This window comes from uncultured Reyranella sp. (assembly GCF_945957355.1).
Taxonomy (GTDB): Bacteria; Pseudomonadota; Alphaproteobacteria; order Reyranellales; family Reyranellaceae; genus Reyranella.
Window position 1 is genome coordinate 265,721 of the sequence record NZ_CAMFKM010000006.1, and the last position, 15,160, is coordinate 280,880.

The 15,160-nt window shown below is 65.0% G+C and carries 13 protein-coding genes and 1 tRNA gene; 7 read left to right on the forward strand and 7 right to left on the reverse strand.

Translation table 11 applies throughout. The features are described from left to right. Window positions 1-26 precede the first annotated feature (26 nt). Window positions 27-1,400: a bifunctional UDP-N-acetylglucosamine diphosphorylase/glucosamine-1-phosphate N-acetyltransferase GlmU gene (gene glmU / locus Q0Q48_RS12745; protein WP_295138091.1), complete on the reverse strand. Its 1,374-nt coding sequence runs from the start codon at window positions 1,398-1,400 to the stop codon at window positions 27-29. Window positions 1,401-1,459: 59 nt separating this feature from the next. On the opposite strand from glmU, the gene Q0Q48_RS12750 reads away from it, so the two are divergent. Together Q0Q48_RS12750 and Q0Q48_RS12755 are read left to right on the forward strand one after the other, a co-directional pair. Further along, window positions 1,460-2,164 (forward strand): HAD-IA family hydrolase, encoded by a 705-nt coding sequence (locus tag Q0Q48_RS12750; RefSeq protein ID WP_295138093.1) that lies wholly within the window; start codon window positions 1,460-1,462, stop codon window positions 2,162-2,164. 35 nt (window positions 2,165-2,199) lie between these two features. Further along, window positions 2,200-2,274 (forward strand) — tRNA-Val (locus tag Q0Q48_RS12755). Window positions 2,275-2,411: 137 nt separating this feature from the next. Here Q0Q48_RS12755 and Q0Q48_RS12760 read toward each other — a convergent pair. After that, on the reverse strand, window positions 2,412-3,443 hold the full coding sequence (locus tag Q0Q48_RS12760) for a glycosyltransferase family 61 protein (protein ID WP_295138095.1): 1,032 nt from the start codon (window positions 3,441-3,443) through the stop codon (window positions 2,412-2,414). A gap of 521 nt (window positions 3,444-3,964) precedes the next feature. Between Q0Q48_RS12760 and Q0Q48_RS12765 the strand changes: the two genes are divergently transcribed. Beyond that, the gene (locus tag Q0Q48_RS12765; protein WP_295138096.1) at window positions 3,965-4,606 is read left to right on the forward strand and encodes a hypothetical protein; all 642 of its coding nucleotides are present in this window, start codon (window positions 3,965-3,967) and stop codon (window positions 4,604-4,606) included. A 183-nt stretch (window positions 4,607-4,789) separates the two neighbouring features. After that, window positions 4,790-5,266: a histidine phosphatase family protein gene (locus Q0Q48_RS12770; protein WP_295138098.1), complete on the forward strand. Its 477-nt coding sequence runs from the start codon at window positions 4,790-4,792 to the stop codon at window positions 5,264-5,266. A 250-nt stretch (window positions 5,267-5,516) separates the two neighbouring features. Here the strand turns inward: Q0Q48_RS12770 and Q0Q48_RS12775 are convergent, their stop codons facing one another. Continuing rightward, window positions 5,517-6,296, reverse strand: coding sequence for a hypothetical protein (locus Q0Q48_RS12775; RefSeq protein ID WP_295138100.1), 780 nt, complete (start codon window positions 6,294-6,296; stop codon window positions 5,517-5,519). Then, entirely contained in the window at window positions 6,293-7,318 is a 1,026-nt protein-coding gene (locus Q0Q48_RS12780) for a GSCFA domain-containing protein (protein ID WP_295138102.1), read from the reverse strand. Before Q0Q48_RS12780 ends, Q0Q48_RS12775 begins: the two co-directional genes overlap by 4 nt. A 495-nt stretch (window positions 7,319-7,813) precedes the next feature. On the opposite strand from Q0Q48_RS12780, the gene Q0Q48_RS12785 reads away from it, so the two are divergent. From Q0Q48_RS12785 to Q0Q48_RS12795, 3 genes are all read left to right on the forward strand, one after another. After that, on the forward strand, window positions 7,814-9,004 hold the full coding sequence (locus Q0Q48_RS12785; RefSeq protein WP_295138104.1) for a multidrug effflux MFS transporter: 1,191 nt from the start codon (window positions 7,814-7,816) through the stop codon (window positions 9,002-9,004). Window positions 9,005-9,087: 83 nt separating this feature from the next. Further along, complete coding sequence (locus Q0Q48_RS12790; protein ID WP_295138106.1) at window positions 9,088-10,713, forward strand: dihydroxyacetone kinase subunit DhaK; 1,626 nt, start codon at window positions 9,088-9,090, stop codon at window positions 10,711-10,713. Window positions 10,714-10,803: 90 nt separating this feature from the next. Next, on the forward strand, window positions 10,804-11,859 hold the full coding sequence (locus tag Q0Q48_RS12795) for a 2OG-Fe(II) oxygenase (protein ID WP_295138108.1): 1,056 nt from the start codon (window positions 10,804-10,806) through the stop codon (window positions 11,857-11,859). An 18-nt stretch (window positions 11,860-11,877) separates the two neighbouring features. Here Q0Q48_RS12795 and Q0Q48_RS12800 read toward each other — a convergent pair whose 3' ends face one another. From Q0Q48_RS12800 to Q0Q48_RS12810, 3 genes are all read right to left on the reverse strand, one after another. Beyond that, a complete protein-coding gene (locus Q0Q48_RS12800) occupies window positions 11,878-12,885 on the reverse strand; it encodes a TauD/TfdA family dioxygenase (protein ID WP_295138110.1) in 1,008 nt (335 codons plus the stop codon). A 31-nt stretch (window positions 12,886-12,916) separates the two neighbouring features. Continuing rightward, window positions 12,917-14,428 (reverse strand): M81 family metallopeptidase, encoded by a 1,512-nt coding sequence (locus Q0Q48_RS12805; RefSeq protein WP_295138112.1) that lies wholly within the window; start codon window positions 14,426-14,428, stop codon window positions 12,917-12,919. Between the two features lie 157 nt (window positions 14,429-14,585). Then, a complete protein-coding gene (locus tag Q0Q48_RS12810; protein ID WP_295138114.1) occupies window positions 14,586-15,134 on the reverse strand; it encodes a carboxymuconolactone decarboxylase family protein in 549 nt (182 codons plus the stop codon). Window positions 15,135-15,160 lie beyond the last annotated feature (26 nt).

Below are 15,160 nucleotides of genomic sequence, written 5' to 3' on the forward strand. Positions count from 1 at the left end.
GGATCTGTCTCGACCGAGAGAGGGGACTATTTCTTGCCGGACCGTTCTGCCGCAGCCTTCTTGAGGGCCGCGGCGCGGTCCTTCAGTTTCGCACGAAGCGCCGCCGCGCGCCCCTTCTTCGTGACCTGGCGGGCGCGGCCGAAGACCAGGGCGCCGACCGGAACGTCCTCCGTCACCACGCTGCCCGCCGTCACGTTGGCGCCCCTGCCGACCTTGAGCGGCGCCACCAGGGAGCTGTTGGAGCCGATGAACACGTCGGCGCCGATGATCGTCCGGTGCTTGCCGTAGCCGTCGTAGTTCACCGCGATCGTGCCAGCGCCGATGTTGCTGCCCGCCCCGATGTCGGAATCGCCCAGATAGGCCAGGTGGTTGGCCTTGGCGCCCTTCGCCATCCGCGTCGCCTTGAGCTCGACGAAGTTGCCGATGTGGACGCCGTCGGCCACCTCCGAGCCCGGCCGGATCCGGGCGAACGGCCCGACCAGCACGCCCCTGCCGATGCGCGCACCCTCGATGTCGCAGAAAGCATTGATGACGGTATCCGATCCGACACTCACCCCCGGCCCGAAACGCACGTTGGGACCGATCGCGACGTCGGTGCCGAACTTCGTATCGGCTGACAGCCAGACCGTGCCGGGATCGGTCATGGTGACGCCGCCCGCCATGGCGGCGGCGCGCAGCCGCTGCTGCAGCGCCTGCTCGGCCGCCGCCAGCTCGGCCCGGGAGTTGATGCCCTGGAACTCAGCCTCATCGCCCGCCACGGCGATCGCCCTGCGGCCGGCTTCACGGGCCAGACGCACGGCATCGGTCAGGTAGAATTCGCGCTTCGCATTGTCGTTGCGTATGGCGCCGAGCAGCGAGGCGATCAGCCTGCCGTCGATACACATGACGCCGGAGTTGGAGAAAGCGACCGTCCGTTCGGTCTCGTCGGCATCCCTGCTCTCGACGATCTTCACCAACTCGCCGTCCTGGACGATCAGGCGGCCGTAGGGCGTAGGATCGCGGGCAATGAAGCCCAGTACGCCGACGGCGGCTCCGGCCTTGCGGCAGGCCGCGACCAGCTTCCGCAGGCTTGCCGTCGTCACGAGCGGCGCGTCGCCGAACACGACCAGCACCGGCCCGTCATGCCCCTTCAGGGCGCCGAGGGCCGCCTTGGCCGCGTGCCCCGTTCCCAGCGGCTTGGTCTGAACCACCGTCGGATGCGGCGCAAAAGCCTCTGCCACCCCGGTGGCGCCGGGCGCGACCACGCCGACGACGAGGCTGGGCTTCAGCGCCTCTGCATTGGCCAGAACGTGCGCCACCATGGGCCGGTTGGCCAGCCGATGCAGGACCTTCGGCAGCCTCGACTTCATGCGGGTGCCGGCACCGGCTGCCAGGACGACCACGGCAATGGGTGATTTCATGCCTGTCGGATGCCATGGGGCTGGCGGACGGGCAAGGCGGATGTGGTAGAGGAACGAGCATGCAAACAGATGCCGGAAAACTCATCGCCGCCCGTTTCGACACGGTCCTCTACGACCTCGACGGTACCCTGATCGACAGCGCCAAGGACATGCAGCTCGCGGTCAGCAACGTCCTTGCAGACCATGGCCTGCCGCCCGTGACCGAGGACGATGTGCGGATCTTCATGGGCCAGGGCAGCAAGGTCACCATGGGCAAGGCCTTCGCCAAGCACGGCAAGTCCCTGGACGACGAGGCGCTGACCACTGTGACGCGCGAGTTCGTGCGCTATTACGAGGCCGACCCGATCAGCCATACCACCGCATTCGCCGGGGTCGCCGACGTGGTTGAATCCTTCGCCGGCCTCGGACTGAAGCAGGGCGTCTGCACCAACAAGTTCGAGAAGCCCTCGCGCATGATCCTCGAGCACCTGAAGCTGATGCCGCCGATCAGCGACGTGGCCGGTGCCGACAGCTTCCCGGTGCGCAAGCCCGACCCACGCCACATCCTCATGCTGCTGGAGCGCATGGGCGGCGATCCCAGGCGCGCCGTCATGATCGGCGATTCGACGCACGATGCAGAGGCCGCCCGCGGCGCCGGAATCCCGGCCGTCCTGGTGAGCTGGGGCTACACCGCCAGGCCCGCGAGCGAACTGGGTGCCGATGCCGTGATCGACCGCTTCGACGCCCTGCCCCAGGCGCTGGCCCGACTCGCATCGGCCCGTTGACGACCACGCCCGCCTGCCCTATACGCCCCGCTTCCGGGCGCTTAGCTCAGCGGGAGAGCACACCCTTCACACGGGTGGGGTCGTAGGTTCAATCCCTACAGCGCCCACCACTTACCTCTCTGATTTCATTTCTCTTTCTTGATTTCAGCGTCGTTGGTGGACAGGAACGAAACCGGCAAATCGGTGCGTGCAATGCACCTCCCCGCAGCAAACTGGGGGCAAGGCCGGGCAAAGCCCTCAGGCTGTTTCAGCCAATCTCGCGCACTGCCCGTTCGACCACATCCATGTCGAGCAGCATTTGGTCGGGCAGTCCGCCTTCCGCGAGACTCGACACGTGAAAGCCCTCGTAACCTCGGATGGCGCCGATCAGCAACTGGTTGACGGCGGGTCTGGTGCGGAGCTCGATCAGCCTGGCCTGCGGATTGGCGTTGAAGAGCATCATATGCAGCGCAGAACCCGATGCCCCGGCGACGTGCGTCGCATTGGCGACGATGGCGACCTGTTCCTCGAACGCCAGCAGTTCGGGCTGCAGAATCTCATAGCCTTGCCCACGGAAGAAGGTCTCTGCCTCTTCTTCATTGCGGATCACAGCCTCAGGCCGAACGGCGGCACGCTCTGCTCCGAAAGCCCGCCGGCTGAGATAGACCTTTTCGGGCGTCCGTCCATTGCCGAGGCGGAATTTCAGCATCCGCTCCCTCAAGTGATCGAAGATGGTGCACATGCCGGGCGAAGCCCAGACGCCCGGCCAGAATTGAGAGGACGGCAGGATGAGATTGCTTACCCTGAGATCGCGCGTGGCAACGACCTTGATCCGGGACGGCTGCACGTTCAGCGCCTTCAGGATGGCCGATGCAAAGGGAGGCACGATCAACCGGTCGGCCCAGCTGTGGAACACAAGCGGGATCGAATGATCAGCCTTCGTTAGGTACCAGGCGCACGCCAGGGACTCGAGGAGAAAATGACCGAAATGGTGAGACCAGCGGCCGAGATAGACGCAGGTGTCATGGATGCTGTCGGCTTCCTCGATACGGGCACGCTCCAATACAGGGGCGTTAATGCGCCTGTTCCAACGGTGCTGCGTCAGCGCATCCTGTTCCAGGAACTCGGGCACGATGTGCCCGCCATTGCGATACACACCGCCGGAAAACGTGCGCGGCGGCAATGTCGGGTCCCTCTGTCTGGACACCAGGGCGTTCGGGATCTCCTCGACTTCGAGCGGACGTGCGTCCTCCTCCGCGAGTACATAGCGGCTGTCCGGATCGAGGTTGAAGAACGTCAACCGGCCATCGCTCCGCCGCCAAATCGGAGCACCTCCCTGTTGCGGCGGAGACAGATGACGTTCCTGCCGCCTTCCTTCCGATCCGACCTGCCTGACACGCGGCGAGAGCAGACTTAGAGGCTCGGCGAGCACTCTCATCGCTCGGGCCAATGGGCGAGTCGCAACCTGCTCAAACTCGACGAATGGTCGAGCCACATCGACCCTTCTCTTCCTTTTCCTTTCGGCTTTGCGTGCCTGACGCCTCAGCAGCTTCGCAGTAGGCAAGCCCTCGGAATTGGAAGTTGGCCGGTCTTTCATCCTATGTCCTCAACCTGAGCTTACGTGCCTCTCTGTGCTGCTCGCTATCAAGATATCGGAAGCATTGGTGTAAAAAAGCACCCGCCCCAACCGACACCGAAAGGGCTCAACGTCGCCATTTCCTTATGCAACGCTTTCGGCACACGCTGCTCTCCGGTCCTCGCTGGGGGTTGATCGACTGAGCCGCGCTTTCGTGATTGAATGGCTCGATGCAGGGGGAGGCGGTGATCGACAGTTCGTTTGCGGGCGCACTCATCAAGAACGAACACAAGACTACCGAGCGCAAGTCCATCATCATCTGCGGTCCTACACGAGGCGGGACGTCGTTCGCAGCCTCAGTATTTTACCGCTTGGGCGTGCCTTTTACTCGCGATCCCGATGACAGGCTCACCATTCGCCTTGAGCACTCCGATCTGATGCGCGCCTTCTCGGCGCGGGACCGGAGAACGCTAGAGACGACCGTCGAAGAGTTCTGCTACCTCCATTCGGTCTGGGGATGGAAGCTGCCAGCCATCGAAAGTCAGCTCGAAGCGGTGGCGCAGATGGTTCCCAATCCGCACGCCGTCATGATTTTCAAGGAGCCGCTGTCGGTCGCCGCTCGAAAGGCGATTGTTCGCAAAAAGGATCTGGTGCTGCTCCTTGAACGAGTTGTTAAAGTCTACACGAGAATGGCGGCTCTCGCCGCATCAACGGAACATCCGCTACTCCTGATCTCCTACGACAAGGCGGCCTCAAACCTGCCCGCGTTCTTAAAGGTCGCCGCCAACTATGCGGGTGTCACCTCATACGACGAGGAAGCCGTCATCGCGGGAATCCAGGATGACCAGCGACGCTACTTTGAACGCAAGCCGGACGTAGCGGCATAGATGTCATCGCGCAGCGAGCGGGGCGGACCGAAGGGGAATTTGCGGGTCCATCGGATGGCGCGACCCAATTCTGGATTTGGAACAGCAAGCCCATCGCGGCGCGCCGTCCTGGCCGGCCTTCTGGCCCTGACAACGGGGGCCAGCGGTCGTTCCGTCTCAGCCGAGAGCGATCCGTGGGCAACCTTGCGCCGCCGTGGATCCTTCGCCCTGATCCGTCATGCCACGGCGCCCGGCACAAACGACCCACCGGGCTTTCGCCTCGACGACTGCGCAGCACAGCGCAATCTCTCGGCCGAGGGCCGAGCGCAGTCCGTCCGGATCGGCGACCTGTTCCGCGCCAACGGCATCGCCACCGCCGAGGTCTACTCCAGCCAGTGGTGCCGCTGCCTCGACACAGCGAGCCTGATGAAACTGGGTGAGGTGCGCCCGCAACCGCTGCTCAATTCATTCTTTCAGGACCGGTCGCGCGAAACCGCTCAGATTGAGGCGCTGCGGCAGTGGATCGGACAAGTCGACCTCACCGGGCCGACGGTGTTCGTCACGCATCAGATCGTGGTGACGGCTCTCAGCCAGGTCTTTCCCGGCAGCGGCGAGATCGTGGCGATGCAACGCGGCGCCGACGGCAGCCTCTCGGCCCAGGGACGGCTGCCAACCGCCTGATGGAGGGCGGCACTGTCCGGCGGAGCCGATGGCTGCCATGAACCCGCCTCCGCCTTTCGCGGATACGCACGACTAAACCGCCGATCTGGCTGCCGATGAGGCCCCCTCGGGCTCGCCCGGATCAGGGAGCGCGTAGCCGCTCACGACGAGGCCCTCGTGATCTCACCCGTTGTCTCCTACCGCCCGTCGATCGACCGAACCGGGGAGGACGATCGAGCGGCCTCATCCGATGCCCTCGAGGTCACGCGCCTCACAGGCCTCGGCTTGTCAGCCAGTTTTCGATCCGACGACAAATGATGGCACCGTACTGCTCGTTCATGTGCCGGTAGTCGCGGTGATCCTCTTTATAGCGCCAGGGATTGCCGCGCTTGTCGCGCTTCGTCAGGCTTCTTAGGCCGCCATAAGCGTACTCTGCGCGCGTGAACACGCCGTCTATCGTCTCCGGAGGCTGCTCCAGGAGGTCGACCACCGGGTCGAACACCTGGTGCAGGGACGAGATGTACCGCTCGACGAGGAAAGGAGTGTGTTCGCCGGTCCACACATCAGCGCCTCGTTCGTCCTTGGCGATCTCTGCGTTCATCAACGGCTCCGGCACGAGGAGCACGGGAACATTCGTAGCGGCACGAAGCTTTGCAATGATCGAATTTACGCCGAGCTTCTGGATCGATTCCGCGACGGCCGAGTCGAACGCGGCACGAGAGAGGAGATGGAGCCCTTGGCGATGATGCGCGAGGAGCCGATGCGAAAGATAGATCGAGGCCAGAAGATTGATGCTCAGGCCCATACCGACGATCACAAAACCGCTGTAGTCGGTGGCGCGGGCCTCTCCCAATCGAGCGTCCGCTGGAATGGCGGAAGTGTTGGTCGGCGGCTTGATGATACCCTCGACAACGTCAAAATCTGCCGCGTCAATCTGGTTGAACGCCACATAGTCGACGGTTCGTCCGCCCAGAAGTCCGGGCTCAATATCCATTGCAACCTTTACGCACGCCAAATGCGAGTTGCCGACGAGCAGGAATTTGCGGCTCACGGAGCAAAGGCCTCGAGCAGGATGTCCTCACATATTGCCGCCTCGGGGTCCTGGGCGGGAACGAGCGCGCTTCGGGCAGGTGGCTGCCCCCGACCTTCCAGATCAACTTCGGGCTTGGCTGTCGGGGAGACGCCGCCATGCTCCCGAATGAAGGTCGCCATCGCCATGTCGACACCTTCAGACGTCACTTCCCGTTTGCTCTCGTCGTAGAAGTTCCCGAAGAACGGCGTGGAGATCAGCTCGTAAGAAGGAAAGTAGTCGACATCTTCAAACCGAGTCGCCAGCGCGCCCGCGACGGCGCGAAGAATCGACTTCGAATGAATCGTCGCGCTGAGCACGTGCGCATCTTCAGCGGTTGCCGCGAGCGGCACCGGCGATACCGTGACGAGAAACTTCATCTCCGGCCGCCGACGCTTCAGGAAGCGTCGCACGTGCCTGAAATCCGCAAGAATCTGCTCGTAGGCAAAGTTGACGAAACTGTGCTGGGTCGGATCGAAGGAACCGGCGATCGTGCCCGGCGCTGTCGGATAAACAGTCTCGCTCGCCGTATGCTGCCACGCTTCGGTCAGGCCAAAGGTGAAGATCAGGAGATCGGCCTTCTTGACGGCGCTATTGACGCGCGCCAGATGGTCGAGGCGATGAGCCCGCACTTCCTCGGGTGACTCAAGTCCGTCGGGCTCGACGGCCGGCCGCAAGGCATCGAAGAACCGCCCGCCCCTCTCCCAAATGATATCTTGAGGATGGAAGCGGCCGGACGCCTCGCGCAACAATTGCAGCAGCTGCCGCGCCGTATATATGTTGCCGTAGCGGGCAGAGTAGGTGCGGTAGCCGAATTGCTTGGCCGTACGATCGCGAAGATGCGCCGGCGCAGGCTCTTCGTCGATTACCGAAAAGCCACGCTTCCTCAGGTGAGTCGCGATATGCTGGGCGAAGCAGCTACCCGCCGTCATGATCTGCATCGACGGATCGATCGCGAACTTCTTGCGATAGAAATTGTCTGGCGGCGCGATCGCCTCTCGCACGCCCGTCTTCCAGAATTGCCTCGATGGGAGGCCCCTGTAGGGGGAGACTGCACGCCCGGAACTTGAAACCATGCTGGGATGTTGGCCGAACCGCGAAACAGCTGCAAGAGGAGTCGATGTCCTGGGCTAGGAAAATAGGCGCCCCCTCGACTGAGGTCGAAACAGGCGCTCAGTTTCAGGATGGTTACATCGACGGACATGTCAGGTCGAATCTCGGGCGCAACAAAGGTCTAGTTCAAGCAGTTCGTCATCGGGAGCGCGCATCGCCTTGATTCGCTATGCGCTGGCGCCCTGAAACAATGCCTGCCGGGTTTCGCCTCAATGACCGTAGCGGCGACATCATGATAATGTAGCGCGTGTCCGACGGCCATCTGACACACGGACGCCGAGCCCCGTTTCGTTCTTCGATCCTCCGCCGGTCGGCACTGCCCGGCGCGGCCGAAGGCTGCTATGAGCCCAGCCTCCGCCTTTCGCGGACATGTGAAATTACCGCGTATGCGCACGACCAAACCGCCGATCTGGCTGCTGATGAGCGCCACCGTATCCTCGCAGATGGCGCTGACCATCTTCCTGCCGTCCCTGCCGACCATCGCGAAGGACCTGGGTGTCGCCTACGGCACTGCGCAGCTCACGCTCTCGATCTACCTGTTCGCCTTTGCCTTTGCCCAGCTGGCCGTGGGTCCCCTCTCCGACAATCTGGGCCGGCGGCCCATGCTGCTGGCGAGCCTCGTCGTGTTCACGATCGGCAGCGTCTGCTGCGCGATCAGTCCGACAGTGGAGACCCTCATCGCCTCACGTCTGGTGCAGGCGTGCGGCGCCTGCGGCGGCGTGGTGCTGGGCCGCGCCATCGTGCGCGACAGCCGCACCGGCCCTGAAGCGCCCCGGGCGATGGGCTACATGGCTTCTTCCATGGCGCTGGCGCCGGCGCTCTCGCCGCTGCTGGGCGGCCAGCTGCTCGGCTTCTTCGGCTGGCGCAGCAATTTCTGGTTTACGGCCGCCTGCGGGATCGCCGTGCTCGTCATGGTCTGGCGCATCGTCGGCGAGACCGCACCCAAGGCCGCCCCGCGCACGACCGGCGTGGTGCGCGACTATCTCGACGGCTTCCGCGCCGTCCTGCGCGAACGCCGCTTCATCGGCCTCATGACAGCGACGACCTGCGCCTCGGCCGGCTTCAATGTCTTCTTCTCGGGTGGCCCCATCCTCTTGATCCAGGTGATGGGCGTGGCCGTCGAAACCTTCGGCTGGTTCACCCTCGCCTGGGCCGGCAACTTCGTCGTCGGCAGCCTGGTCTCGAGCCGCCTGCAGGGCCGGGTGAAGAGCCTGATCCTGATTCCGGTGGGGCAGATCGTTCTCACGATCGGCGCCCTGGCGATGATCGCGACCGCCGCCCTGGGCTACATAACGCCGCTCGCGCTGATCGTGCCGCTGGTCCTGATGGGCTGGGGCAACGGCCTCAACATGCCCAACGCCATGGCAAACGCCCTGGTCGCAGTCCCCGCCAACCGGGTCGGCGCAGCGTCGGCGCTGCTAGGCTTCGTGCAGATGGTTACCGCCGCGGTGCTGACCCTGCTCGTGGGCTACGTGCCCCACGACACGCAGATGAACATCGGCATCGGTGTCGCCATCACCGGCATCGTCGGGCTGATCGGCTGGTGGACACTCGTGCGCCGGTCGCCGGCCGCCTGACGGTGCCGAAGCCTGGCTTCCGCATGCGGCCAGCCGCCGGCTATACCGTCCCACTTGCTGCAACCGTACGACGTGGGACCGCCATGCAATTCATAAACGGCACGGAGAGCCTCGTCGTCGACGCGATCGATGGGCTATTGCGCAGCAGCGGCGGCGCCAACCTGGCGCGTCTCGACGGCTATCCCGGCATCAAGGTCGTCCTGCGCACCGACCACAAGCCGGGTCGCGTGGCCATCGTGGCAGGCGGCGGATCCGGCCACGAACCGGCACATGCCTCCTTCGTCGGCAAGGGCATGCTGACCGCCGCCGTGTGCGGCGACGTCTTCGCCTCGCCGTCGGTCGACGCCGTGTTCGCCGCGATCATGGCGGTGACGGGCAAGGGTGGATGCCTCGTCATTTTCAAGAACTACACCGGCGACCGCCTGAATTTCGGCCTCGCCGTGGAACGCGCCCGCGCGCTCGGCAAGCAGGTCGAGGTCGTGATCGTGAAGGACGACATCGCGCTGCCGGACATCCCCCAGCCCCGGGGTATCGCCGGCGTCATGCTCGTCGAAAAGGTCGCCGGCCACTACGCCGAGCAGGGGGCGAACCTGAAGACCGTCGCCGCCATGGCCCGGAAGGCCGCCGACGCGGTGGTTTCGCTCGGCGTTTCACTGTCCTCCTGCACGCTTCCCGGCATCGGCCGCGAAGACCGTGTGCCCGACGGCAAGGCCGAACTCGGCCTCGGGCTCCATGGCGAGCCGGGCGTCGACCTGGTGAATTTCGAAGGCGCGCGCCAAGCGGCCCTCGTACTCGTCGACCGCCTCTTCGCCGCGGCAAAACCGGCGCGCTCTTACGCCCTTCTGGTCAACAATCTCGGTTCCACCACGGCGCTCGAGATGAACCTGCTCACCAACGAGGTGCTGGCGAGCCGTCGAGGCGCCAAGTTCAAGCTGGTGCTGGGCCCGGCCACGCTGGTGTCGTCCCTCGACATGCACGGCTTCTCCCTGAGTCTTCTGCCGCTGACGCCCGACTTCGAGAAAGCACTACTTTCGCCGGCCAGCCCGCTGGTCTGGCCGAAGATCCGCACCCACGTGAAACCAAAGCTCATGAAGCTGCCGAGGGAGCTGAAGAGAAAGCCCGTCAGGGCGAGCCGGAACCCATCGTTGAATGCCCTTGTAAGTCGGGCCTGCGACATCCTGGTTTCTGTTGAGGGAAAGCTCAACGCGCTCGATGCCCGGGTGGGCGACGGAGATACCGGCTCGACCGTCGCCACCGCCGCCCGCCACCTGCAGGCGGCATTGCCCTTGATGCCGCTTGCCAGGCTCGACCGCTTCTTCGCGGCAACCAGCGAAGGGCTGTCCCGCTCCATGGGAGGATCGTCGGGCGTGCTGCTGGCGATTTTCTTCGCCGCGGCCAGCCAGTCGGCGTCGGAGGGCGCAACCTGGCAGGACTCCATGTCGGCCGGGCTTGCGAAGATGATGTCCCATGGTGGCGCCAAACCTGGCGACCGCACCATGATCGATGCCATCGCGCCGGCACTCCAGGCCCTGCCACAGGGGCTGGATGAAGCAGCGAGCGCCGCACGCGCCGGCGCCGACGCCACCGCCCGCATGATGACGGCCCGCGCCGGCCGCTCGAGCTATGTCCCGGCTTCGCACCTCGAGGGCATTCCCGATCCGGGAGCGGAGGCCGTCGCCCTATTGCTGGAAGGTCTGGCGAGACATTGAGGGGCATTATCCACAGACTGCGGCGACTTGCGACGCCCGGGTCCCAAGGCTTCCAGTATCTTGCCCCTCCCTGCGGTAGCCCCCGAATGAATGATGACGAACACGCTCTCCCTACGGCCCGGTGACCGTCTTCCCGACTTCGTACTTCCGGGTCTCGATGCAAAACTCCGCAAGTTCGTCTGGTCGTTCAACGGCGACCCGGTCGCCCTGCTCGCCGTTATGGATCTGTCAGCCGTCGACGCCGCGCAATTCGCATCCTTGCGCGCGGCCTGCACCGCGGCCTCGACGACGCTCGTCGTCGTCGCGGGCAATACCGTCGCGGCGTCTGGACCTCTCTGGAAGAAGCTTGGAGCCTCGCCCGAGGAACCGCTGCTGCTCTGTGACGACAAGGGCCAGTTCCTGCCGGCGCTGCTCTCCCAGGCCGGGGCGGTCTCGTTCGGCCAGGGCATGGGCCTGCGCCAGCGCGTGATCGTGCTCGATCCCAACCTGCGGGTCGCGACCACGTTCGACACGCGCGCCCTGCTGGCCGCCGCGGAGACAATCAGGGACGTTGCCGACTCGGTGCGCGCCGACGGCGGCGCCGACCTGCGTCTGACCACGGCGATGGCGCCGGTGCTGGTCCTGCCGCGCGTTTTCGAGCCGGATTTCTGCACCCAGCTCATCCGGTTGTGGGGCAAGGGCGACCACAAGGATTCGGGCGTCTCCAGCCGCTACGGCAATGTCGACATGGCGGCCCTGAAGCGCACCGAGGACTATACGATCGTCGAGCCGATGATGCTGAAGGCGGTGTCCGATCGCCTCGCCTATCGCATCGGCCCCGAGCTCACCAAGGTTTTCGCCTTCGATCGCGAGTTCACCTTCGACTCCCATGTCGTGCTGTCCTACAGCGCCGAGGGTCGGCATTTCTTCGCCGCGCATCGCGACAATGGCGCGCCGACGACGGCCGATCGCGCCTTTGCCGTATCGCTGAACCTCAACGACGATTTCGAGGGCGGCGAGCTGGTGTTTCCGGAGTATGCGGCCGTGCGCGTCAGTCCGCCGGCGGGCGCAGCGGCGGTCTTCTCCTGCTCGCTGCTGCACGCAGTCGGCCCGGTCACGCGCGGCCGTCGCTACGCGCTCACGACCTTCTTCCGCCAGAAGCGCTGAGCCGGATCAGGCGCCCCCTTAGGCTGCGGGCGCCGGAATCCAGCTCTTCTTCTCGCCAGCATAGTAGGCGCCGGGATTGCCGTGCACGGTCGTGCGCCACATCAGCCGGCCTTCACGGTCGCCATCGAACCAGGTGGCGGCATGGACGAGGCAGCGATTGTCCCAGATGAGAAGATCGCCCTCGGTCCATTCGTGGGCGTAGCAGAAGCGACGCTCCGTGTAGTGCGCCATGATCTCGTCGAGCAGCGCGGCCCCCGCCCCGTGCGGGCCGGGTTCCATGCCCACGAACGGCCCTTCGAACCAGTCCATCTGGCCCCATTCGCAAAGGAAGAGCGACTTCTCGCCCGTCACCGGATGGGTACGCACGACCGGCTGCGGCTGCGAGCGCTCGTGCGGTGCGAAGACGCGCGGTGTGCGCCCAGCCAGCGCCGCCTCGCGCGAGCGGCCCGAGCCCGGCTGGGCATGCAGGCCGACCAGCGTGTCGACCTTCTCCTTCAGCGCCGGCGGCAGGGCCTGATAGGCCAGGATGCCATTGGCGAACAGGGTCTGGCCGGTGTCGCGCCGGGCCGGCGTCACGGCATAGAACAGCGAGATATCCGGCGGCGGCCGGCGATAGCTCTGGTCGGTGTGCCAGCCCTTGCGATGGGGATACTGGGTCGGGATCAGGCCGTCGGCCGCAAGCGGCGGCTCGGGCAGCTTGGGCGGCGGCTTGGAGACCGGCGGCATGTTGGAGACCAGCAGGATCTCGGGCACCGAGATATGCACCGAGTTCAGGTTCGTGAGCGTGTGGCGATAGTCCTCGACCTCCGGACCGAAGACGCGGCTCAGGCGGATCAGCAGATCGGGATCGTGGGAGATCCCGTTCATGCCTTGGATCAGTAGCAACCCCTTCGCCTCGGCCAGGGCTGCCGGAAGGGCCTTCGGATCGCTTTCGGCGGCCGCCACGATCTCCGCGGCGTCGCCGTCGAGCCGAAGCGTTGCACCAAAGGATGCGCCGGGAAAAGGCGCCTCGCATGTGACGTTCATGCCGATCCTCATGCCAGTGTCATGCCAACGGTCAGGCGCGCTGCCCCGCATAAGGATCGTTCACGCCGTCGAGCGGCCAGATCGGCCGCCGCAGCTTGGTGAACTTCAGCCGCGAGATGTCGGGCGAGCAGATGCCGCCGGAATCCACGAGCACGACTTCGCGCGCGATCGGCGCATAGGCCGCCCGAAAGTGCTGCACGCTCTTCACCACCACGACGCTCTTGGTGCGCGGATCGATCCCCTGGCTCAGGAAGACCTGCAGGTCGATGGTCTGGATGCGGTTGGAGATGGTGACCACGTCGATGCCGCCGATGCGCAACACCGCAGTCGGCCCCATCGAGGTCTCGACGCCGGCATTCATCGGCCCGTCGTTCTTGAACGAACCGTCGGACAGCATCTTCACGAGCGCCCGGGCCTTCACCGGCGCCCCCATAGAGGGATCGGTATGACCGCCCAGTTCGACGTCAATCTCCGCGCCGACGCCGGCCTTGATCGCCTGCTGCACGGTGCCGGGATCGTAGATCGTGCCGAAGGCCACGTTCTCGACCTTGGCGTCGATCAATGCCTGCAACACCGGCGTCGTGTCGTTGTAGCCGCCGCCGCCCGGATTGTCGGTGCCGTCGGCAACGACCAGAGGTCCTTCCTTGCCCACGCCGGCCTTCGCCGCGGCAATGGCGTCGGAGACCGGCCGGAAATCGGACGAATTCTCGTCGCGGCGCTTCCAGATCTCGTCGAGGATCGCGGCCGCCACTTCCTTTGCACGCTTCTCCGCTGCCGGTTCGTGGCTCACCGCGATCGAGGGGCCGGTATAGGGAATGTCAGCCCAGGTGAAGCCTGCCTGGATGCTGACGACGTTGATGCCCGGCTCCTTCTCGAAGGCGTCGGCCTTGGCCAGCAGGTCGCGCATCAGGCCGGGCTGTGTGGTTTTGCCGTGATCGGCGCCGTCCAGCATCGCAGACTGGATCAGCAGGCACTTCGGGCTCTTCTTGCCCTCCAGCGCCTCCTGTACGAGTGCCGCAGCCTGCACTGCCCGCTCATAGCCGTCGATGTGCGGATAGGTGCGATAGCTCACCAACGCATTGGCGTGCCGGGCCATCTTGGCCGTGGCGTTGGCATGGAGATCGAGCGTGGCGACGACAGGGATGTCCGGCCCGACGATGGCGCGCAACGCCTCGAGCAGGGCACCCTCGGCATCGTCCTCCGTGTCCGTCACGGCCGCACCATGAAGCGACAGGCAGATCGCGTCGAGCTTGCCCGCCTTCTTCGCGGCATCGAGGATCAGGTCTCGGATATGCTCCCAGGTCTCCTTCGTGAGCTTGCCCGAGGGCGTGGCATTCGCCGCAGCCGCCCAGACCGGCTCCCAGCCGTACTTCTTCACCGAATCGATATAGCCGCCGACCTCGTTTTTGGTGCCCGTGAAGCGCGGCACCATCTCCTCGCCCTCGATCAGCCAGCGCTTGCGGTAATCCTCCAGTGTCGTCTTCAGTTTGCTGAAGGTATTGGTCTCGTGCATGAACTGCGCGATCAGGACGCGGTACGCCATCTCTCTACTCCTAGTCTTCCATCCCGCCTCCCCATTCGAATGGGGAGGTGCCCCGTCATCGGAGCGGTGGGGTCATGCACTTTTTATGCGCTTCCTGACCCCTCCGTCGGCGCGGAACGCCGACACCTCCCCCGATGACGGGGGAGGAATTTGATGCCTACAGCTTGGCTGTCTTGAGCCACTCGGCCTGGCCCTCTTCGCCATCGACGCCCATCGACTCGAGGAAGCGGCAGACCATCATGTAGTAGCCGATGGTGAGCGTGAGTTCGACGAGGGCGCCCGCTGACAGGAAGGCCTGAACGGCCTTCAGGGTCTTGTCCGAGGCACGGACATTGCGCACCACGTCGTCGGTGTAGCGCAGCACGGCCTTGTCATGGTCAGTGAAGGCCGGCGCCTCGATGGTGGCGTCGCGCAGGGCGGCGATCTTCTCCTCGCTGACGCCGACCTCGCGACCGATGCGCTCGTGCTGGAAGACCTCGTAGGCGGTGCGGCTGAGCCGGCCGACGCGGATGATGGCGAGTTCGCGCAGCACCGGGTCGAGCTCGCAGCGGTACAGCAGCCCGTTGCCCATGCGCAGGAAGCCTTTCGCGCCCTGCTCGGAATTGGCCAGCATCCGATAGATGTTGAGCATCGGGTTCAGCTTGCCGAGCAGCTCGGCATGCTTGCCCGTGGCGTTTTCGACTTCGTAGTACGGAATGCGCGGCATTGGGGTCCTCTCCTCAGGCCACAAAC

What these genes read in the sequence shown, in the direction of transcription:
- glmU (WP_295138091.1), bottom strand. Translation starts at nt 1,400, where the DNA reads ATGAAATCACCCATTGCCGTGGTCGTCCTGGCAGCCGGTGCCGGCACC.
- Q0Q48_RS12750 (WP_295138093.1), top strand. Translation starts at nt 1,460, where the DNA reads ATGCAAACAGATGCCGGAAAACTCATCGCCGCCCGTTTCGACACGGTC.
- Q0Q48_RS12785 (WP_295138104.1), top strand. Translation starts at nt 7,814, where the DNA reads ATGCGCACGACCAAACCGCCGATCTGGCTGCTGATGAGCGCCACCGTA.
- Q0Q48_RS12790 (WP_295138106.1), top strand. Translation starts at nt 9,088, where the DNA reads ATGCAATTCATAAACGGCACGGAGAGCCTCGTCGTCGACGCGATCGAT.
- Q0Q48_RS12795 (WP_295138108.1), top strand. Translation starts at nt 10,804, where the DNA reads ATGATGACGAACACGCTCTCCCTACGGCCCGGTGACCGTCTTCCCGAC.
- Q0Q48_RS12800 (WP_295138110.1), bottom strand. Translation starts at nt 12,885, where the DNA reads ATGAACGTCACATGCGAGGCGCCTTTTCCCGGCGCATCCTTTGGTGCA.
- Q0Q48_RS12805 (WP_295138112.1), bottom strand. Translation starts at nt 14,428, where the DNA reads ATGGCGTACCGCGTCCTGATCGCGCAGTTCATGCACGAGACCAATACC.
- Q0Q48_RS12810 (WP_295138114.1), bottom strand. Translation starts at nt 15,134, where the DNA reads ATGCCGCGCATTCCGTACTACGAAGTCGAAAACGCCACGGGCAAGCAT.